The 21501-nt window shown below is 38.3% G+C and carries 24 protein-coding genes; 23 read left to right on the top strand and 1 reads right to left on the bottom strand.

Annotation, left to right across the window (positions count from 1 at the left end; all coding sequences use genetic code 11):
* Position 1: 1 nt before the first annotated feature.
* From RCJ93_RS05700 to RCJ93_RS05615, 18 genes are all read left to right on the top strand, one after another.
* Positions 2-706 (top strand): demethylmenaquinone methyltransferase, encoded by a 705-nt coding sequence (locus RCJ93_RS05700; RefSeq protein ID WP_446738600.1) that lies wholly within the window; start codon positions 2-4, stop codon positions 704-706.
* Between the two features lie 20 nt (positions 707-726).
* Positions 727-1701, top strand: a complete 975-nt coding sequence (hepT, locus tag RCJ93_RS05695; protein ID WP_066786058.1) for a heptaprenyl diphosphate synthase component II — start codon at positions 727-729, stop codon at positions 1699-1701.
* 85 nt (positions 1702-1786) lie between these two features.
* Positions 1787-2206, top strand: coding sequence for a nucleoside-diphosphate kinase (gene ndk, locus RCJ93_RS05690; RefSeq protein WP_066786060.1), 420 nt, complete (start codon positions 1787-1789; stop codon positions 2204-2206).
* A gap of 128 nt (positions 2207-2334) precedes the next feature.
* Positions 2335-3105: a CheR family methyltransferase gene (locus RCJ93_RS05685; protein WP_066786063.1), complete on the top strand. Its 771-nt coding sequence runs from the start codon at positions 2335-2337 to the stop codon at positions 3103-3105.
* A 136-nt stretch (positions 3106-3241) separates the two neighbouring features.
* Positions 3242-4423 (top strand): chorismate synthase, encoded by a 1182-nt coding sequence (gene aroC / locus RCJ93_RS05680; protein WP_446738599.1) that lies wholly within the window; start codon positions 3242-3244, stop codon positions 4421-4423.
* Between the two features lie 2 nt (positions 4424-4425).
* Positions 4426-5520, top strand: a complete 1095-nt coding sequence (gene aroB, locus RCJ93_RS05675; RefSeq protein WP_150283986.1) for a 3-dehydroquinate synthase — start codon at positions 4426-4428, stop codon at positions 5518-5520.
* On the top strand, positions 5513-5875 hold the full coding sequence (gene aroH / locus RCJ93_RS05670; protein ID WP_446738598.1) for a chorismate mutase: 363 nt from the start codon (positions 5513-5515) through the stop codon (positions 5873-5875). Before aroB ends, aroH begins: the two co-directional genes overlap by 8 nt.
* Before the next feature lie 23 nt (positions 5876-5898).
* A complete protein-coding gene (gene hisC, locus RCJ93_RS05665) occupies positions 5899-6999 on the top strand; it encodes a histidinol-phosphate transaminase (RefSeq protein WP_446738597.1) in 1101 nt (366 codons plus the stop codon).
* Positions 6996-8093 (top strand): prephenate dehydrogenase, encoded by a 1098-nt coding sequence (locus RCJ93_RS05660; RefSeq protein ID WP_446738596.1) that lies wholly within the window; start codon positions 6996-6998, stop codon positions 8091-8093. Before hisC ends, RCJ93_RS05660 begins: the two co-directional genes overlap by 4 nt.
* Positions 8094-8112: 19 nt before the next feature.
* A complete protein-coding gene (aroA, locus tag RCJ93_RS05655) occupies positions 8113-9408 on the top strand; it encodes a 3-phosphoshikimate 1-carboxyvinyltransferase (protein ID WP_446738595.1) in 1296 nt (431 codons plus the stop codon).
* Between the two features lie 130 nt (positions 9409-9538).
* Positions 9539-10792, top strand: coding sequence for a tetratricopeptide repeat protein (locus tag RCJ93_RS05650; RefSeq protein ID WP_150283991.1), 1254 nt, complete (start codon positions 9539-9541; stop codon positions 10790-10792).
* Positions 10793-10809: 17 nt separating this feature from the next.
* Positions 10810-11361 (top strand): ReoY family proteolytic degradation factor, encoded by a 552-nt coding sequence (locus RCJ93_RS05645; RefSeq protein ID WP_066786083.1) that lies wholly within the window; start codon positions 10810-10812, stop codon positions 11359-11361.
* Positions 11362-11408: 47 nt separating this feature from the next.
* The gene (locus RCJ93_RS05640; protein ID WP_066786086.1) at positions 11409-11858 is read left to right on the top strand and encodes a DUF2487 family protein; all 450 of its coding nucleotides are present in this window, start codon (positions 11409-11411) and stop codon (positions 11856-11858) included.
* Positions 11859-12123: 265 nt separating this feature from the next.
* Positions 12124-12627 (top strand): QcrA and Rieske domain-containing protein, encoded by a 504-nt coding sequence (locus RCJ93_RS05635; protein WP_066786089.1) that lies wholly within the window; start codon positions 12124-12126, stop codon positions 12625-12627.
* Positions 12628-12648: 21 nt separating this feature from the next.
* Entirely contained in the window at positions 12649-13323 is a 675-nt protein-coding gene (gene qcrB, locus RCJ93_RS05630) for a menaquinol-cytochrome c reductase cytochrome b subunit (protein ID WP_066786091.1), read from the top strand.
* A gap of 41 nt (positions 13324-13364) precedes the next feature.
* Entirely contained in the window at positions 13365-14132 is a 768-nt protein-coding gene (locus tag RCJ93_RS05625) for a menaquinol-cytochrome c reductase cytochrome b/c subunit (RefSeq protein ID WP_066786093.1), read from the top strand.
* A gap of 150 nt (positions 14133-14282) precedes the next feature.
* Positions 14283-14891 (top strand): DUF1405 domain-containing protein, encoded by a 609-nt coding sequence (locus tag RCJ93_RS05620; RefSeq protein WP_066786095.1) that lies wholly within the window; start codon positions 14283-14285, stop codon positions 14889-14891.
* Between the two features lie 47 nt (positions 14892-14938).
* Positions 14939-15622, top strand: a complete 684-nt coding sequence (locus tag RCJ93_RS05615) for a zinc metallopeptidase (protein ID WP_084247006.1) — start codon at positions 14939-14941, stop codon at positions 15620-15622.
* Between the two features lie 73 nt (positions 15623-15695).
* Here RCJ93_RS05615 and RCJ93_RS05610 read toward each other — a convergent pair whose 3' ends face one another.
* Positions 15696-16562 carry a YitT family protein gene (locus RCJ93_RS05610; RefSeq protein ID WP_066786098.1) on the bottom strand — a complete coding sequence of 289 codons (867 nt, stop codon included), beginning with the start codon at positions 16560-16562 and terminating at the stop codon, positions 15696-15698.
* 215 nt (positions 16563-16777) lie between these two features.
* On the opposite strand from RCJ93_RS05610, the gene dapB reads away from it, so the two are divergent.
* From dapB to RCJ93_RS05585, 5 genes are read left to right on the top strand one after another with little or no spacing between them, the layout of a single operon-like run.
* Positions 16778-17575 carry a 4-hydroxy-tetrahydrodipicolinate reductase gene (dapB, locus tag RCJ93_RS05605; RefSeq protein ID WP_249775980.1) on the top strand — a complete coding sequence of 266 codons (798 nt, stop codon included), beginning with the start codon at positions 16778-16780 and terminating at the stop codon, positions 17573-17575.
* 14 nt (positions 17576-17589) lie between these two features.
* Positions 17590-17994, top strand: coding sequence for a methylglyoxal synthase (mgsA, locus tag RCJ93_RS05600; RefSeq protein ID WP_147193936.1), 405 nt, complete (start codon positions 17590-17592; stop codon positions 17992-17994).
* A gap of 15 nt (positions 17995-18009) precedes the next feature.
* Positions 18010-19146 (top strand): N-acetyl-alpha-D-glucosaminyl L-malate synthase BshA, encoded by a 1137-nt coding sequence (gene bshA / locus RCJ93_RS05595; protein ID WP_446738594.1) that lies wholly within the window; start codon positions 18010-18012, stop codon positions 19144-19146.
* Positions 19139-20326 (top strand): CCA tRNA nucleotidyltransferase, encoded by a 1188-nt coding sequence (locus tag RCJ93_RS05590; protein ID WP_446738593.1) that lies wholly within the window; start codon positions 19139-19141, stop codon positions 20324-20326. Before bshA ends, RCJ93_RS05590 begins: the two co-directional genes overlap by 8 nt.
* A complete protein-coding gene (locus RCJ93_RS05585; RefSeq protein ID WP_150283996.1) occupies positions 20310-21293 on the top strand; it encodes a biotin--[acetyl-CoA-carboxylase] ligase in 984 nt (327 codons plus the stop codon). The genes RCJ93_RS05590 and RCJ93_RS05585 overlap by 17 nt, the downstream gene beginning before the upstream one ends.
* The last annotated feature ends 208 nt before the right edge of the window (positions 21294-21501 follow it).

Raw genomic sequence — 21501 nt, 5'->3', positions numbered from 1 at the left:
AATGGCTCAATCTAAAGAAGAGCGCGTACACGCTGTATTTGAAAATATTTCAGATAGTTACGATAAGATGAATTCTGTCATTAGTTTTCAGATGCATAAAAATTGGCGTAAAGATACAATGAAACGCATGGCTGTAAAACCAGGTTCTCATGCGCTAGACGTCTGCTGCGGCACTGCAGATTGGACAATTGCGCTTGCTGACGCAGTTGGAGAGAATGGCCATGTCACAGGGCTAGACTTCAGCCAAAATATGCTGAATGTAGGCGTTGAAAAAACAAAGAATATAAAACAAATAGAGCTAATACAAGGAAATGCGATGGAACTGCCATTTGATGATAATACGTTTGATTATGTAACAATTGGCTTTGGTCTTCGCAATGTACCTGATTATATGCAAGTTTTAAAAGAAATGCACCGTGTGGTAAAACCGGGCGGCAAGGTTGTATGCCTTGAAACATCGCAACCTGAAATTCCGGGTTATAGACAATTGTTCCGCTTTTATTTTCACTATATTATGCCGTTATTCGGCAAGCTTTTTGCTAAAAGTTTCAATGAATATTCTTGGTTGCAAGAATCTGCTAATGATTTTCCAGGGATGAAAGAATTGAAAAAAATGTTTGAAGCTGCGGGCTTACAAAATGTAATATACAAATCTTATAGTGGCGGAGCAGCTGCTATGCATATGGGCATAAAAAAAGAAATTTAGTGTAGGGGATGTTTAGACGCGTGGAAAAGATGAAGTTAAAGCTTCTTTATGCTGATCTGCAATCAGACATAAGAGTCATCGAAAAAGAATTAGAAACAGCGTTGGATTCATCTTCACACTATTTGAAAGATGCCTCTCTCCATTTGCTGAAGGCTGGCGGAAAACGTATTCGACCTGTCTTTGTGTTGCTCGGTGCAAAATTTGGCCAATATAATATAGATGATATGAAAAACGTAGCTGTGCCACTTGAGTTAATACATATGGCATCGCTTGTACATGACGATGTCATCGATGACGCTGAGCTGCGTAGAGGGCGTCCTACTGTTAAATCCCAATGGAATAATCGTGTTGCTATGTATGCCGGTGATTTTATTTTTGCAAGGGCATTAGAATATATGACTAATATTCAAAATGAAAAGGCTCACCAAATTCTATCTAAAACGATGGTGGAAATTGTGCAGGGAGAAATCATTCAAATTGAGGATAAGATGCATTTAAACCAATCTATCCGTGATTATTTCCGTAGAATTAAACGGAAAACTGCATTGCTTATATCTTCAAGCTGCCAGCTTGGTGCTGTAGCCGCTGGAGCAGATGATAGCGTAGCACATCACTTAAAGAAGTTCGGCTACTATGTAGGCATGTCATTCCAAATCATTGATGATGTTCTGGATTTGACAGCTACAGATAAACAGTTAGGGAAACCTGCAGGCAGTGATTTACTTCAGGGGAATATCACATTGCCTGTCTTATTGGCGAAAAACGATTCAGCTATTCGGCCATATATTGAAAAAGCTTTGAGCGGCGATATGAAAGAAGATGAACGACAAGTTTTCTTGAAAAAAATGCGCAGCTCTAACGCAATCAACGAAGCCTATCATATAAGCAACTTATATTTGCAAAAAGCTTTAAAAGAAATTGAAGAATTGCCAGCCAATTCTGTGAAAAAGTCTTTAAAAGATATTGCTTTATATATGGGGAAACGCAAATTCTAAAAATTGTTGAACATTCAAGCGTTCAATGATACTATTTTCAAGTAGGGTTTTTACCCTAGAACATCTTAAGGAGTTGTAATATTTAATGGCTATCCAAAAAACATTTTTAATGGTTAAACCTGACGGTGTAAAACGCCAACTAGTTGGTGACATCGTTGATCGATTCGAACGCAAAGGTTTCGTACTAAAAGGTGCTAAACTTATGCAAGTATCTCAAGAATTAGCTGAAAAACACTATGCTGAACATGCGGACAAGCCATTCTTTGGTGAATTAACTGAATTCATCACATCTGGTCCTGTATTTGCGATGGTATGGGAAGGCGAAAACGTTATCTCTGTAGCTCGTCTAATGATGGGTGCTACAAACCCTGAGCAATCAGCGCCTGGCACAATTCGTGGTGACTACTCAACAACTTTATCTCACAATGTGATCCACGGTTCTGATTCATTGGCTTCAGCAGAACGTGAAATCGGTCTATTCTTCACAGAAGAAGAAATTCACTAATATCAAGAAAACTGTTCACTTCAAATGAACAGTTTTTTTTATTTTCCTTCAAACTCTATTAATAGACCATTTCCGATTTGGAACTAATTAGGTATAATAAACCTAGGTCTAAAGAGAGGGAAGAGCATATGACGGATTATGAAGGATTTATCACAAATATTAAACGTAAAACAAACATTGATTTGGCTTTATATAAAGAAGCCCAGATGAAAAGAAGGTTAACATCCCTATATGAAAAAAGAGGATTTAAAAATTTCAATGATTTTTATAAGGGAATGGAAAGAGATCAACAATTATTAAATGAATTTTTGGATCGAATGACAATAAATGTATCTGAGTTTTATCGTAACGGCAAACGGTGGGAAGTTCTCCAAAATAAGATATTTCCAAGATTATTAAAAGAGAATAGAAAACTAAAAATATGGAGTGCAGCCTGCTCAACGGGAGAAGAGCCATATACTATCGCTATGGTCTTATCAAACTATCTTCCTTTATCGCAGATTTCAATTTTAGCAACTGACCTTGATGAAAATGCAATAGCAAAAGCAAAAACTGGGATATATCCAGAACGATCGCTAGCAGAGGTTCCTACAGCTATTAAAGAAAAGTATTTTGTGAAAAACGGGATGTTCTACCAAGTGAAAGATGAAATAAAACGGACAGTGACCTTCCGCAAACATAACTTGCTCAAAGATCCATATGAACAAAATTATGATTTGATTGTGTGCCGCAATGTAATGATCTATTTTACAGAAGAAGCAAAAGATCAAATATACCTCAATTTTAGTAAAGCGCTTCGGCCAGGTGGAGTATTATTTGTTGGTAGTACAGAGCAAATCTTTAATCCATCAAAATATTCGTTTGATATTGAAGATACATTTTTTTATAGCAAGGCATAAGTTGAAGGCGCTTTCGTTTTATACGAAATGCGCTCTTTTTATTAATCACAAATTTATCCGTCTGTTCATGCTTTTTTGAGTTAAAATATGTTATAGTGAAAAACATACACTTTAACGAGTTGAAGGGGGAAAGTATATGCGTTATTTAACAGCAGGAGAGTCGCATGGACCACAATTAACTACTATTATCGAAGGAATACCAGCCCAATTAGAGCTAACAACAGAACAGATTAATAAAGAACTTAAACGTCGACAAGGTGGCCATGGAAGAGGGCGTCGCATGCAAATAGAAACAGATACTGTAGAGATTGCTTCAGGTGTTCGACATGGCAAGACGTTAGGGTCGCCGATTGCGCTAATTGTCAAAAATGATGATTGGAAACACTGGACAAAAATTATGGGTGCGGACCCTTTGCCAGAAGATATAAACCCAGATGAGATTAAAAGAAAAATTACGAGGCCACGCCCAGGACATGCAGATTTAGTAGGCGGAATTAAATACGGTCATAGAGACTTAAGAAATGTATTGGAACGCTCATCGGCAAGAGAAACGACTGTGCGTGTAGCAGTTGGCGCTGTAGCAAAAGTTTTACTAAATGAATTAGGCATCCATATTGTATCGCACGTAACAGAAATCGGGGGAGTCATTGCAAATCCTGAAACGACGATGAATAAAACAGTTCATGAAATTCGTCAAATCATTAAAAATGATCCGTGTTATTGTGTAGATCAAGATGCTTCTATTAAGATGGTAGAAGCAATTGACGCAGCTAAAAAAGCGGGAGATTCGATTGGCGGCGTTGTAGAAGTTATAGTAGAAGGTGTACCAGCTGGAATCGGTTCTTATGTCCATTATGACCGTAAATTGGATGGTAAATTAGCTGCGGCTATGATGAGCATCAATGCCTTTAAAGGAGTGGAATTTGGTCTTGGCTTTGAAATGGCTCATTTAAAAGGCAGCGAGGTGCATGATGAAATTCTCTGGAATCCTGAAGAGGGATACACAAGGAGAACCAATCACTTAGGCGGTCTAGAAGGTGGTATGTCTACTGGGATGCCAATCGTCGTTCGAGGAGTAATGAAGCCTATTCCGACATTATATAAACCACTTCAAAGTGTTGATATTGATACTAAGGAACCTTTTAAGGCAAGTGTCGAGCGTTCCGATAGTTGTGCTGTACCTGCTGCTTCAGTGGTGGCAGAACATATTGTAGCTTTCGAAATAGCAAAAGCTATCGTTGAACATTTCCATAGCGACCAGCTTGGCCAATTAAAAGACCAAATAAATGAGATGAGAAAAATAATGAAGGAGTTTTAGTGATGAAAATTCCAATCCATACTCCCTCCCGTAGCTATAATGTGCATATAGGTCAGGGAGACCTTGAAGAAGCTATAAAAACGTATCAACAATTTATCGTAGAAAGAGACAAGGTAATTGTATTTACGGACGAAAATGTATGGGGAATCTATAAAGATGCATTCACAAAGAGTTTCCCTTTTCCGTTCTCTGTATTTGTTATGCCAGGCGGAGAAGCATGCAAAACATTTGAGCAATACTTAGCCGCGCAGACATTTTTGTTAGAACAAAATTGTACACGTAAATCAATGCTGTTTGCTTTTGGTGGCGGAGCAGTTGGTGATCTTACAGGCTTTGTTGCCTCCACTTTTATGAGAGGAATTCCGATCATTCAATTGCCTACGACCATTCTTGCCCACGATAGCGCAGTAGGAGGAAAGACTGCGATAAATCATGCTTTAGGCAAAAATATGATAGGAACCTTTTATCAACCAGAAGGTGTCATATTCGATATTGAATTTTTAAAAAGCTTGCCAGCACAAGAGGTAAGATCAGGAATGGCTGAAGTAGTAAAACATGCACTTATTTCTGACATGGTCTGGTTACAGGAATTAATGGAACTTCCGCCAATGTTCAATCTAGATGATGAGAAAACGATGGGCTATTTAGAACATGGGATTCGTGTAAAGGCTAATATAGTAGCCCAAGATGAAGAAGAACATGGCGTACGAAAATTTTTAAACTTTGGCCATACATACGGCCATGCACTAGAAGCAGCATTTGGCTTTGGAAAATTAACGCACGGCGAAGCAGTGATGATTGGAATGGTATATGCTTTATTGCTAAGCGAGAAGTATGGTCAAATATCACGCTCATTTACGAAAGAATTTCTTTTGTTTGCTATACGTAATAAATATCCTGTAGAATCCGTTGCTAATTTTAATTTTGATGAATTATTTGAGTTTATGCAAAAGGATAAAAAAGCTGAAGATGGTGAACTGCAGTTTGTACTTTTAAAGGATATCGGTAAACCATTCACTCAGCGAATATCCCGTAGTGAGTGTCAAGAAACAGATCTTCTTTTAAGAGAATTAATAGAGGGGGTATCATATGATTAGAGGAATACGAGGCGCCAGTACAATCGCTTATGATAATCCAGAATTAGTAATGCAGGAAACAAAAAATTTAATGGAGCGAATAATAAAGGATAATGAGGTGCTTCCGGAGAATGTTGCATCAGTGATTATTTCTACAACTGCAGATATCGTTTCAGCTTTTCCTGCTAAAGCTGTACGGTCACTTCCGAAATGGGAGTATGTTCCCGTTATGTGTACACATGAGATGAATGTGCCAAACGGGCTTCCCCTATGTATACGAGTACTAGTACATGTGAATACAACTGTCCCACAAAATGAAATCCAGCACATCTATCTGAATGAGGCTGTAAAATTAAGACCAGATTTGACAAAATAATAGATATAGAAGGAGAGAGTGCAATGAAATGGAAGAAAGAAATTGAGGGGCTAAAAGCATATCAGCCAGGAAAGTCGATTGAAGCAGTTCAAAAAGAATTCGGACTAAGCACTATTCATAAGCTTGCTTCAAATGAAAATCCATATGGCTGTTCGCCCAAGGTGGAAGAATTCTTAGCAAAAGAAGCATTCAACTTTGCTTTATATCCAGATGGAGCAGCAACTGATATGCGGTCAACCGTCTCAGAGCATTTAAGTGTTAGTGGTCGAAAGCTTATTTTTGGCAATGGGTCTGATGAATTAATTAGCATTATATCAAGATCGCTTCTTCGTCCAGGGGTTAATACAGTAATGGCAAAGCCCACTTTTTCACAATACGCATTAAATGCAAGAATTGAAGGAGCAGAAGTACGCGAGGTTCCTTTGAAAGACGGTACTCATGACTTAGTAGAGATGCTTGAACAGATTGATCATGAGACAGCAGTCGTATGGCTATGCAGTCCAAACAATCCAACAGGAGTTGTGATTGATGACAGTGCCCTTACAGCATTTCTTGACAAGGTTCCTCAGGACGTATTAGTGGTCCTAGACGAAGCTTATTTTGAATATATAACAAACCCTACATACAGAAATACGCTTTCGTATATAGATGAGTATCCTAATCTACTTATCCTACGTACGTTTTCTAAAGCTTATGGATTAGCCTCTTTCCGAGTTGGCTATGGAATGGCATCAGAACCGATTATTGCTAAATTGGAACCTGTTAGAGGACCATTTAACACTACCGTATTAAGTCAAGCCGTAGTAAGTGTAGCAGTTGAGGATCAATCCTTCATAGATATGTGCAGAAGTGAAAATGAAAAGGGTAAACAGCTAATAGAGAAATTCTGTACGGCGCATAATCTTCATTTTTATCCTTCAGATACTAACTTTATTTTAATGGAAGTGAAGACTGACAGTGATATAGTCTTCCAAAAACTAATGCAAAAAGGGTATATTGTAAGAAGCGGCAATGTACTTGGCGTACCAGGGTATGTACGGGTGACGATTGGAACGCGAGAACAGAATGAAGGCTTCTTGAGACAGTTATCAGATGTTCTTAAAGACCAAGGCGTTGCTATATGAAGAAAACTATTCTCATTGTCGGTCTAGGATTAATCGGCGGTTCCGTTGCGGTTTCATTACGGAAGTCACCTAATCTACATGTGATTGGCTATGATATAAACGAAAAGAATACTGATGCCGCCTTAGAATTAAATATTATCCAAGAAGGAACATTGGATCCTAAAAGTTCATCAGAAAGAGCTGACATAATACTATTTGCAACACCTGTAAATGCTACGTTATACTGGCTAGACCAAATAAAGGACTGGCCATTAAAGAAAGATGTAATTATTACGGATACAGGTAGTACAAAAACATTAATCATGGAAAAAGCGTGTGAACTAAGGAAATTAGGAATAACTTTTATTGGCGGGCATCCGATGGCGGGCTCGCATAAAAGTGGCATATCAGCTGCAAAGCCATATTTATTTGAAAACGCCTATTATTTGCTGACTCCTCTAGAAAGTGAAGAGGAAGCAACAATACAAAGGTTAAAAGAAATACTTTCTTATACAAAGGCCAAGCTCTTAACTGTATCAGCAGCATCTCACGATCAAATGACAGCTGTAGTGAGCCATTTCCCTCATATTGTGGCAGCTTCATTAGTGAATCAATTAAAAGAGGAAAGCACGCAAAACCAAACTACAAAAATGTTAGCGGCTGGAGGATTCAGAGACCTCACAAGGATTGCCTCTTCAAACCCGAAGTTATGGCGTGATATCACAATGCAAAATCGAATTCAGATACTTGCTCAATTGACTAGTTGGCAAAAGGAAATGGCTAAAGTAAAAGAGGTTCTTGAAACGGGAAACGCGGATGAAATTGAAATATTTTTTTCCGATGCAAAAGAATATAGAGATCAGCTTCCGAGTACAAAAGGGGCTTTATTTTCTACATATGATTTATCAATTGATGTCCCTGATTACCCAGGTAGCATTGCAGAAATTACTGCTTATTTTGCAGAAGAACAGATTAGCATTACAAATATTCGTATTATAGAAACACGAGAAGACGTATATGGTATCCTTGTGGTTAGTTTTCAAAATGAAGAAGATCGCGAAAAAGCAGCAAGTTGTATTAAGCGCCGTACCCAATACGATGTTTATATAAGATAAAGAGGCAGGTGTTTTGATTATGAATCAAATGAATTTAGACTATCATAAACCAAGCTTGCATGGAGAATTGAGTATACCGGGGGATAAATCGGTCTCACATCGAGCGATTATGTTCGGTAGTATGGCGAAAGGACGCACGACAGTTAGCGGATTTTTGCTAGGTAATGATTGTTTGAGCACTATCGATTGTTTTCGAAAACTCGGTGTTAAGATAGAAGTAGAAGGCACGAATGTTGTGATTGAAAGCAAGGGGATGGCCGATTGGGAAGAACCGAAAGACATCCTTGATACAGGCAACTCAGGGACGACAACCCGTTTGATGTTAGGGATATTAGCTGGTTCCAAATTACACACTGTCTTGAATGGCGATTCTTCCATTGGGAAGAGGCCAATGAGACGAGTGATAGATCCTTTACGCTTGATGGGAGCGCAAATTAATGGCAGAGAGAATGGCCAGTATACTCCGCTAGCAATCAAGGGTAATCCATTGCAATCAATTGAATATACAATGCCAGTCGCTAGCGCTCAAGTGAAATCTGCTATTTTGCTTGCAGCAATGCATGCACACGGAACAACTACCATTTTTGAGAAGGGTTTAACCCGTGATCACACAGAGAGAATGCTAAGACAGTTTGGCGCAGAAATTATAGCTGAAAATGGAACAATTTCATATAAAGGCGGCCAAGACCTCAGCCCAGCTCATGTTGAAGTGCCTGGTGACATCTCTTCAGCCGCCTTCTTTTTAGTAGCAGGCGCACTTGCAAAAAACAGCAAAGTTATACTTCATAATGTTGGGCTAAACCCGACTCGGGCAGGCATTCTCACTGTGCTGCAAGAAATGGGGGCAGATATCGAGGTTTCCAACGTAGATGAGCATGCTTATGAGCCTAGAGGAACAATTACAATTAGCACATCTACTTTAAATGGCATAACGATTAGCGGGGACTTAATTCCATTATTAATCGATGAAATTCCAATTATTGCTCTTTTAGCTACACAAGCAAAAGGAAAAACGATTATTCGGGATGCAGCAGAACTAAGAGTCAAAGAAACAGACAGAATTGCTGCTGTTGTTTCTGAATTAAAAAAACTTGGAGCAGATATAGAAGCTACAGAAGATGGCATGATTATCCAAGGAGGAAAACCACTCCATGGTGCATCGCTTCAAACATATGGGGACCATCGTATAGGCATGATGGGTGCAATCGCAGCTTTGATAACTGAAGGAGCTATTCAGTTAGATGATAGCGACTGCATTGCAGTGTCCTATCCGAACTTCTTTGAAGATTTAAAGACTATTTTACAATCACGATAATTAATACGAGGAATGTTTTTTTCTTGTACCAAAAGAGACACTCATGTAGCATTAGAATGAATCCTTATTTATTTGTAGAAACTAAGTTATATATCAGGATTTAAAAATTAATGTTAAAACAGGTGACAATATGGATATTGAAAAAAAAATGATAGATGCAATTCAGCAAGGGGATTTAAAAGAAATTCAAGATTTGCTTGGAGACGTATTATTAAAAGTTAATCCCGATATGCAATATGAGATTGCAGGCCTACTGATTAATTTCGGATTTTTAGATGAAGCAGATGAACTATTGGAACATTTACAATATGTTTTTCCAGATGAGGTTCAGCTTAAGATTGATAGGGCCACTCTTTTAATGGAGCGTGGCGAAGAAGATCAAGCACTTGAATACCTAATGTCTATCGGTAAAGAAGAACCAGAATATCCACAGGTCCTACTTGCATTAGCCGATTATTATCAAATGCAAGGCTTATATGAAGTCGCAGAGCAACGTATGAATGAAGCATTGGAAATATTGCCGGATGAGCCACTTCTCCAGTTTGCGAAAGCTGAGCTTTTAATGGAAATAGGGCGCTTCAGTGAAGCAGCTAGGCTTTATCATTCAATAAACAAAGATACAGAAGAAATTGCTGGTGTGAGATTGGTTGAACGATTAGCTGAAGTATATAGAGCTGGTGGCGCATTTGAAGAGGCATATGAATTTTATACGCAAGCACTAGAAAAACAAACTTCTCCAGATTTATTATTTGGCGCTGCGTATTCAGCTTTTCAATGTCAAATGTATGAAACTGCTATTCGCTATGCAGAAGATTTAAAAACACTGGATCCAGATTATTTTTCCGCATACTTATTGCTTGCTCAAAGCCATGCTATGTTAGAAGACAATAAAAAAGCTTTAGAAGTAATAAAAGAGGGAATAATGCGTGATGAATATGATAAAGAACTATATTTGTTCGCAGGCAAAATGTCATTGAAAAATAATTTACCAAATGAGGCCGAGCAATATTTGCGCCAAGCGATTGCATTAGATAGCGAGTATATGGAAGCTATCCTTACACTCGTATCCATACTTTCCAATGAAGAAAGAGACGAAGAGGTAGTCGAATTAATTGAACAGCTTGAAAAAGATGATTTTGATTGGTCATCGCTGTCTGCGTTTGCCGCTCTCTCATATGATCGATTAGAAAACTTCAAACGTGCATACGAATTTTATAAGTTAGCATATACTGAACACAAGGAAGATCCACTGTTCCTCGAAAAATACGTTTATTTCCTAATTGAAGATGGTAAGCGTATGGAAGCACAGCAAGTCGCTCGGCAGTTGGTAGCATTACAGCCAGATGAACCGGCTTGGCAAGATCTTTTACAAACTTTTGAATGAGAGGAGACCCATGCAAAATGACGGCATCCGTTTCTGTCTTGGACAAAAAAGAATTTGTTCGTTGGTTTTTAAAAAAATACCAAATGAAACGACGTGAATGTGTATGGATTTTAAACTATCTGCTGGGCCATGATGAATTATTAGAACGCATTCATTTTGTAGAAGAAGCACATTACTGTCCAAGAGCAATGGTAATGTCTACAACTGATTCCTCAGGTATCCCATTCCGATTTTACCGTGAGAACATCATGACTGCAGACGCAGAAAAGTCCTTTCACGATTTAAGGCTTCACCCAAACGAAGAAATGTACATTCAATTAAACTTCCCTAAGGTTCCGCCGAGTCGCGAATATTTAACAGTATTAGAAGAAAATCCTTTTATGCCAAATTATTTGCAAATCAGCGAGTCGGATCGGCAGCTGGCGGAGGAAATTTTGCAAGATAGTATGAAAACTTTTCAAGAGGAAGCTGTTCTAAAACAAATTGATGAAGCACTAGACCAGAATGACAAAGAGAAGTTTTATAAGTTATCTGCACTATTAAATATAATAAAAAATGAAGAAAAATAAAAACTTCATCCTTTTTGGATGAAGTTTTATCTTGAGGAGGAATTAGTATGTTTTGGACAAGCAAGGATATAGATGAATTTTTAAAGAATAAACAATTTATAGATACAGCAATCGTTCCATTAGTTTTGTTAGAAGGAACAGAAATAGGTATAAAACAGAGTGCATCTGGGGCAGAATTCTTAATGTCGTTAACAAATTTTCTGGAACAGCAATTTAAAGGAAGGGTTGTATTAACTTCACCTGTTACATATACCAAATCTTTAAACAGGAAAGAATTGATAGCGGCTATGCATGACGAGTTAATAGCGAGCGGTTTTACATATGTTTTCTTCATCACAAGTGATCATGAATGGACACAATTAGCGCCGGAGAAGGATGTTTTGTGGTTGCCGTCCATACCTTTAAGCGATATGGATCAAAAAGTTAGACAACAAGTGCTTAGCGACCAATTACGACAAGTTATTCCAATGTTATCAGCCAAATGGTCAAATCAATAAATTTGTATACTAAATGCTAATAGCCTAAACTGCTGTTTTATAACAGGATTATGAAGGACTGTCAGATTAAGAGCGATAGTATGCAGGAAGGGTATCAACAATTGGAACTTTCACTTTTTTCGATAAATGTTCACAAATCTGTCTAAAACAATTGAAAGCGTTATTGACCTAACATTTTACTTGATATATCATAGATATGTCCTAGTATTACTATTTTGTATAAGTTTGTCCATTGGACTGACCTGAAGTTAGAGGGGGGAAAAGGATGAGTAACAATCGTGTCACAAGACGTCAATTTTTGAACTATACACTAACAGGTGTTGGTGGTTTTATGGCAGCAGGTATGCTTATGCCAATGGCTCGCTTTGCAATCGACCCAGTTCTAGAAAAGAAAGCTGGCGGAGATTTTGTAATGACTGATAAAAAAGCATCAGAGCTATCAGAAACTCCTGTAAAAGTTGATTTTAAGTTCGAGCAAGTTGACGCTTGGTACAAATCTGATGTTACAGATACAGCGTGGGTTTATAAAGATGGCGATAAAATTATCGCACTTTCACCTGTATGTAAACACTTAGGTTGTACTGTCAACTGGAACGGCAGCCCAGAATTTAAAAACCAATTCTACTGCCCATGCCACGGAGGTCGTTACGAGAAAAACGGTAAAAATATTCCGGGTACACCGCCACTTGGTCCGTTAGACGAATTTGAAGTAAAAGTAAAAGACGGTCTAGTAATGATCGGAAAAACAAGAGCAAACACATTAGTATAATTGTAAGGGGGTACGACGTCAGTGCTTAATAAAATCTATGATTGGGTCGATGAACGCCTAGATATTACACCGATTTGGCGTGATATTGCCGACCATGAAGTTCCAGAGCACGTAAACCCTGCACATCATTTCTCTGCATTCGTATATTGTTTCGGGGGGTTAACGTTCTTCGTTACTGTTATTCAAATCTTATCAGGTATGTTCTTAACAATGTACTATGTACCGGATATTGAAAATGCTTGGAAATCAGTTTACTATCTCCAAAATGAGGTAGCATTCGGTGAAATCGTGCGTGGTATGCACCACTGGGGCGCTTCTCTCGTAATTGTTATGATGTTCCTTCATACATTACGGGTATTCTTCACAGGTTCATATAAAAAACCTCGTGAATTGAACTGGATTGTTGGGGTTCTAATCTTCTGTGTAATGTTAGGCCTTGGCTTTACAGGTTACCTGCTTCCTTGGGATATGAAAGCATTATTTGCTACTAAAGTAGGTATTCAAATTGCTGCATCAGTACCGTTTATTGGTGAACTTATAAAAATCTTATTAGCTGGTGATGCAACAATCATCGGTGCTCAAACACTAACTAGATTCTTTGCGATTCATGTATTCTTCTTGCCAGCAGGCTTGCTTGCATTGCTCGCGGCTCACTTTATCATGATTCGTAGACAAGGGATATCTGGCCCATTGTAAGATTTACAATGCCATTAATATTTCCTTAAGGAGGGGACAAAATGCATAAAGGAAAAGGGATGAAATTCGTAGGGGATTCGCGTGTTCAAGAAAAGAACAATAAAAGCGTTTACCCACCCGATTATTCCGAATATCCTGGCAAAACAGAACCGTTCTGGCCTGACTTCTTATTAAAAGAGTGGATGGTTGGTGCTGTATTCTTAGTTGGATATTTAATCTTGACTGTTGCCCATCCGTCGCCACTAGAAGGACAAGCGGATCCAACAAACACAGGTTATATTCCAATGCCAGACTGGTATTTCTTATTCTTATACCAATTACTTAAATATGAATATGCTTCAGGCCCTTATAATACAATTGGTGCAATTGTAGTGCCTGCTATCGCAATTGGTGCTTTAATGTTAGCTCCATTCTTAGATAGAGGTCCTGAACGCAAACCGCTTAAACGCCCACTTCCAGTAGCATTTATGCTATTAGCGCTAGCTTCTATGGTTTACCTAACTTGGGAATCTGTTGTAAACCATGACTGGGCTGCTGCTAAGAAGCAAGGTCAAATTGTGAAAGAAGTTGAAATTGACCAAGAAGACCCTGGCTATAAAGTATATGCAAAACAATCTTGTATTAACTGCCATGGTGATAAACTTCAAGGTGGAGCAGGTCCAAACCTGACAAATACTGGCTTATCTCCTGATGAGATTGCAAAAATCGCTCATGAGGGTAAAGGCGGTATGCCACCTGGACAATATAAAGGTTCAGATGAAGATTTACAGAAATTAGCTAAATTCATTTCTGAATTAAAAGCTGAATAATATGGAGAGAAGAGTCAGGAAACTGGCTCTTTTTTTCTACAGTAAATGAGAGATTCTGTTATGACAACAATTAAGGGAAAGCAGAAAGTAATACATATACAGTAATATTACATACAAAATAAAGAAGAAGAAAATAACCAGGAGGACAACATGAAGTTTAGTTTTATTATATGGCAGTATTTAACACACAAAGCCTTCTTATGGATATTATTGGTTGTGAACATTTTGGGAACAATTGGCGGATATATTTGGTATGGTAGTCAATTGGCTGATACAAAGCCGATATTTAGAATTTTTGTGCCTGATAGCCCTACTGCTACTTTGTTTTTCTCTATAGCCATTATATTCTGGTTATTCGGGAAACACTTTCGTTTAATAGAGGCTTTGGCATTGATCACATTGGTAAAATACGGACTTTGGGCTGTAGTAATGAACCTGTTGGCATTACAACAATTAGGATCAATCGGCTACGATGGCTGGATGCTTGTGATTTCTCATTTTGCAATGGCAGTACAAGGTGTTCTGTATATCCCGAAATATAAGTTTCGTTTAATCCATGTGGCTCTTGCGGGAGCTTGGACATTGCATGATGTCATCATTGACTATGTGTTTGGCCAAATGCCTATTTATAGTATGCTATCTGATTATATTGCACAGATTGGCTACTTTACTTTTTGGTTATCCATTTTATGTATCGCGCTTGCATATTGGTCCATGAAAAAAAGGTTTTTATTTGATAGTAAAATCGACAACCATTAAAATAGTATTAAGTAAGTATTAGGAGGATGGTTTAGTTGTCAATAGCGATGTATATCGTTTATTTTCTTGTACTAATGTTACTGCCGCTTTATGCGCAGAGAAAAGTAATGAAAACATACCGGCGTTATTCTGAAGTACGCTCTACTTCTGGCATGACAGGTGCAGAAGTAGCAAGAACTATATTGGATAACAATGGATTGAGCAATGTTCGTGTAGTAAGAACAGAAGGAGTCCTATCAGACCACTATGATCCTACGAGTAAAACAGTAGCTCTTTCAGCAGATAACTATGATTATGCATCAGTCGCAGGTACGGCTGTAGCTGCTCATGAATGCGGCCATGCAATTCAACATAAAGAAGCATATGCTTTCTTGACGCTACGTTCTAAATTAGTTCCTGCAGCTAATATTTCATCCAATGTTTCATGGATTTTCATTATGATTGGTATGTTTAGTACCGCGATGCATCAATTAATGTTAGTTGGCATCGTATTATTAGCAGTTGGTGTGCTTTTCCAAATTGTAACGTTGCCAGTAGAATTTGATGCTTCAAGACGAGCAATGCATCAAGTAGTGGACTTAGGGATTATAAGAAATGAAGAAGAACCTCATGCGCGCAAGGTTTTAAGTGCTGCAGCATTGACATACGTAGCAGCAGCAGCTACAGCTGTTATGGAGTTATTACGTTTGTTGCTCATTTATACAGGCATGGGCAATAATAATGATGATTAATTCGAAGATCGAGTAAAAAGCGAAGGGCCATTTTAACGGCCCTTCGCTTTTATTAATATGCATGTAAGTTGTGTTATTCAAGCGGATTTTTTTGATTATCGAGCGTAAAACCTTCACCACTTACATCATGAACCTCAGAAACAGATACAAATGCATGCGGATCTACTGATAGCACAATACTTTTTAGCCTAAACATTTCATTTCTTGCCACTACACAATAGAGAACTTCTCGGTCTTCTTTTGTATAATAGCCATAACCTTTTAGGAAAGTAACACCACGATCCATTTGTTTAGTAATTTTTGCTGCAATTTCATCACTATTTTTAGAAATAATGAATGCACCTTTCGCAGCATATGCACCTTCTTGTACAAAATCGATTACTTGTGCGGTGATAAACACACAGACTAGCGTATACATAACGGACCGTGCATCCAGGTATGTTAACCAAGATAAAATAATGACGATAGCATCAAACATAAACATAGTTTTACCCATCGGCCATCCGAAAAACTTATTTGCAAGCCTTGCAATAATATCAACTCCACCAGTTGTACCCCCGACACGGAAAATGATGCCGAGACCAGCGCCTAGGAATACGCCAGCAAATAGCGCCACTAAAAACATATCATCGTGCAAGTCGATAGGGAATTGATAAATTTGGAAAACTTTTAAAAATACTGATACCGAAACAGTTCCGATAATTGTATAAACAAAAGTTTTTTTGCCTAGGATTCTCCATCCTATGACAAACATGGGGATATTTAAAACTAAATTGAGTATTGCTGGATCCCATCCTAATACATTATAAAGAATTAACGTTATACCATTAAAACCGCCCTCACCTAAATGGTTTTGTATATTAAAGTGGACAAAACCGAAACTGAATAATGCTGCGCCTAAAATAATAAATAATGTATTTTTAACTTTAATTTTTGGCATAAGCTTCACCTCATCTTTTTGTTATAGAATATAATAGCTTTAAATGTACAAAAATAATTGTCCTTTATCGTAATTAAGGCAAATAGATGTTACATTATTAGTAGAAATACCTAAAAATCAACACAAGAATATATTATCATGTATTTCCAAGGTTTTTTCAACTAGAAGCCTACAATAGATAAAATATATGGTAGAAATGAGAAAGGACGATGAAAATGGTAATCCGAGTTGCAATTGCAGGCCCCCGAGGCAAAATGGGTCAAAATGCAGTACATACTGTAATGAGAGATGATAAGATGGAATTAGTAGCTGTGTTTGATTATAAAAATATTGCTCCCAATTTAGCACAGTATCAGGAATTTGACGCCACTTATAGTGTTCCTGTCTTTTCATCAATACAAACATTATTTGAAACGGTACAAGCAGATGTTTTCGTTGATTTGACTGTACCAGAAGCAGGATTTATACATACCAAGGCAGCACTTTTTGCTGGTGTGCGGCCTGTTGTTGGCACAACTGGGTTTACGGAGAGCCAATTACAAGAATTAAGGTATTTATCAGAAAGTGCAGGCATTGGTTGCATTATTGCTCCAAACTTTTCTATTGGGGCAGTTTTAATGATGAAGTTTGCTCAGATGGCTGCGTCCTATTTTCCTGATACAGAAATTATTGAAATGCACCATGATGGTAAATTGGATGCGCCATCAGGGACAGCCCTAAAAACCGCGCAGATGATTAAAGAAAATCGTATGGCGCACCGTCAAGGAGCTGAGGCTGAGCGTGAAACATTAGAAGGAGCTCGCGGAGCCGATTTTGATGGCATGCGTATACATAGTGTGCGGCTGCCTGGATTAGTTGCCCATCAGCAAGTATTATTCGGTGGCACAGGGGAATTGTTAACCATAAGACATGATTCGTTTGACCGCAATTCCTTTATGACAGGCTTAACCTTATCAATTGAAAAAGTACTGGAATTGAACCAGTTTGTATATGGACTTGAAAATATTCTATAAAAGGGGTGTGGCAATTGAAAATAGCTTTAATTGCACATGATAAGAAAAAGGAAGATATCATACAATTTGCGACAGCTTATCGTCCTATATTGCAACAACATGAGTTGTTTGCAACAGGTACAACAGGTAAACGTATTATGGAAGCGACAGGGCTCAACATTACCCGATTTCGTTCAGGACCTTTAGGTGGAGATCAACAAATCGGAGCAATGGTCGCTAACAATGAAATGGATATGATAATATTCCTTCGCGATCCGCTAACTGCACAGCCGCATGAGCCTGATGTTTCTGCCTTAATGAGGTTAAGTGATGTGTATCAGGTCCCCTTAGCGACCAACATGGGGACAGCAGAAGTATTAATTAAAGGACTTCAAGAAGGATTTATGGATTGGCGTTTAATACAACATCAAGAAGATTAGAAAGGTTGTGGTCGGATGAAAAAATTAAAAATCGGAATCACATGTTATCCGACTGTTGGAGGTTCTGGTGTTATGGCAACAGAACTCGGAAAAATGCTAGCTGAAAGAGGCCATGAAATACATTTCATTACTTCAAGCATGCCATTTAGATTAAATAAAATGTATTCAAATATTTTTTACCATGAAGTACAAGTCAGCAATTATCCTGTATTTCAATATCCCCCATATGAAATTGCTTTAGCGAGCAAGATGGCAGATGTTATTCAAAGTGAGGGACTTGACTTGCTTCATGTTCACTATGCTATCCCACATGCAGTATGTGCGGCTTTAGCAAGGGATATGGCTGGAGAAAATGTAGGAATCGTCACAACTTTACATGGTACAGACGTTACCGTTTTGGGATATGACACAGCATTAACAAGTGCTATTAAATACGGCATAGAAAAATCGGATATTGTCACGGCTGTATCCAATTCTTTAAAGCAACAGACATATGAATTAATTGATACGACTAAACCGATTGAGACCATCTATAATTTTGTAGATGAACGAGAATATAAACCACAAGACTGCACTGTCCTCAAAAAAGAGTTTGGTATTCAGGAAGATGAGAAAGTGCTGATTCATGTTTCGAATTTCCGGAAAGTCAAACATGTGCCGGACGTTATTCAAACATTTTTAAAAGTAAGAGAAAAAATGCCCGCAAAATTGTTATTGGTAGGCGATGGACCAGAGAAGAGCAAGATTATGCATAATATCAAAAAAGGGCCATTTGCTGAAGATATCCTCTTTTTAGGAAAGCAAGAAAACCTATCAGAGCTTTATGCTATAAGTGATTTAAAATTACTTATGTCTGAGAAAGAAGCATTTGGGCTTGTTCTGTTGGAAGCGATGGCTTGTGGCGTGCCAGGCATAGGAACGAATATTGGTGGTATACCAGAAGTCATTTCACATGGCGAAAATGGATATATAGTTGATTTAGCAGATGTAGAAAAAGCTGCAGAATATGCAGTTCAATTGTTGCAAGATGAAGAAAAACACCGTCAATTCAAAGAAAACGCGATTGCAACGGCCCAGCAAAATTTCCATTCTACTCATATTGTGGAACAATATGAAGCGCTTTATGAAAAGGTGGCAAAGAAAAATGTATGAGCAGAAATCCTGGAAAGCAGCCTTTAATGTAATGGAAACATTAATTAACCATGGCTATGAAGCTGTCATTGTAGGTGGTGCTGTAAGGGATTTACTGCGAGGGCATTTGGTACATGATGTAGATGTTGCAACAAATGCACACCCTGAAGAAGTGAAGGCACTTTTTTCTAATACAGCAGATGTTGGGATTGCGCATGGTACCGTGCTGGTCATTCATAAGCTCAGCCCTATTGAAGTAACGACTTACCGTACTGAAGGGCAGTATCAGGATCACAGACGGCCAGATGAAGTGAAGTTTGTCTCATCCCTCTCTGAAGATTTGAAAAGACGCGATTTTACCATTAATGCGATGGCTTTAACCATCCATGAAGAAATCATTGATTTATATGGTGGGAAGGAAGATATGGAACGACATATCATCCGAGCAGTGGGCGAACCAACAAAGCGCTTTAAGGAAGATGCTTTAAGAATGCTCCGCGCCATAAGGTTTAGCGCACAATTAGGGTTCCAGATTGAAATCAATACGTTGGAGGCTATTAAAAAGCAGGCGGAAGACATCTGCTTTATTGCTAAGGAACGCATAAAACAAGAGTTCGATAAAATCTTTATAAGCCGCTATCCGAAAAATGCATTTCTTCATATTTCAAATAGCAGTCTGTCACAATTTCTGCCTGGGGATTATAGCCATTATGAGGCTTGGGAATGCTTTAAGCCTAACGGAAAATCTGTAAAAGGGTGGGCATTTTTAACTCTCTTACAACCTAATCACGATGCTTCAATATTGTCGCAATTAAAATGTTCGAATAGTGAAAAGAAATATGTTAAAGCAGTAGTTGAAGCATTTCAATTGCTAAATGATGGTGGATGGACTAAAAGGGATTACTTTGACTATGATGTAGATATTTTAGAAACGGCATATGAGTTTGCTTGCCAATTAAACAAGAATGTAAAGGCTCCTGCATCTCAGTATGACATAGTCCAGATCAAAAGTAGCTTAGCGATTCAGTCCCAACAAGAATTGGCAGTGAGTGGACAAGACCTAATAAAGTGGAGCGGTCAAAGAGGTGGGCCTTGGCTAAAAGAAATGCTGAATAGGATTTTAAATGAAATTCTTGAAAATCGGCTGTCTAACAGTACTGAACAGATAAAGGAATGGTTTTTGCGTGAACACACCCATTAAATATGAAATTGTAAAGCGTTTATTCGCTGCAAAAGATAAGCCCATTTCCGGCCAGCAATTGGCAGATGAGCTCCAAATTTCACGTACAGCGGTATGGAAGTATATGAAACAGTTAGAAGAAGAGGGCTATGAGTTTGAAGCAACACGTAAAAAAGGCTATCTATTGCAGAAAAGCCCGGATACCCTTGACCCATCAAAAATAAAAGCATTTTTGGAAACAGAGCGCTTTGGCAGAGAAATTATTTATGAAGAATCGCTAACATCTACGCAAACAATTGCTCATCAGTTAGCACAAGAGGGAGCCCTTGATGGGACATTAGTAATTTGTGAAGAACAGACTGAAGGTAGAGGCAGGCTCATGCGTGAGTGGAAGTCTCAAAAAGGGAAAGGAATCTGGATGAGCATTATTATGCGGCCAGATGTGGCACCTTATCAAGCACCACAATTTACATTGGTGGCTGCAGTCGCTCTTACATATGCTATTTTTGATGTAACAGGCGTTAGCCCTGCCATAAAATGGCCGAATGATTTGCTGATCAATGGCATGAAATGTACAGGGATATTGACTGAAATGCAAGCAGATCCCGATAGAGTTAATGCGATTATTATGGGAATCGGCATAAATGTTAATCACCAGCAAGAAGATTTTGGTGAAGAGATTGCGTCGATTGCTACGTCTTTACGTATATCACTTGGTAAAGAAATTGATCGGGCGGCGCTTGTAGCAAAAATTCTTTATTATATGGAAGCGTTCAGCAAGCAATATGTAGCTGAAGGTTTTGAGAAAATAAAAACATTGTGGGAAAAGAATTCTTGTACAATCGGCAACCGAATTAAAGCAACCACTCTCCGTGAAACATTTATAGGCAAGGCTGTCGGTATAACAAAAGATGGCGTCCTGCAATTGCTGTTAGATGATGGAACTATAAAAGAAATTATCTCAGCTGACATTGAATTAGAAAAATAAATATTGGCAATTGTTATAGAACTTGTTATAGTGAGTCTAGGACAGTATCCAACTCGGAACTGTACCTCCGAAACGACAGTATTACAATAATTGATCTGCCTTGATCGACTAGACAGGGACGGAAGAAAACGATTGCTTTACGAAAATTCTGCCCTTCTATCCTTTAAGATAGAAGGGTTTTGTTTTCTTCCTCTTCAAAAAGGAGGAA

The organism is Rummeliibacillus sp. BSL5, assembly GCF_052928305.1.
This window is presented reverse-complemented; position numbering and strand designations above follow the sequence as displayed.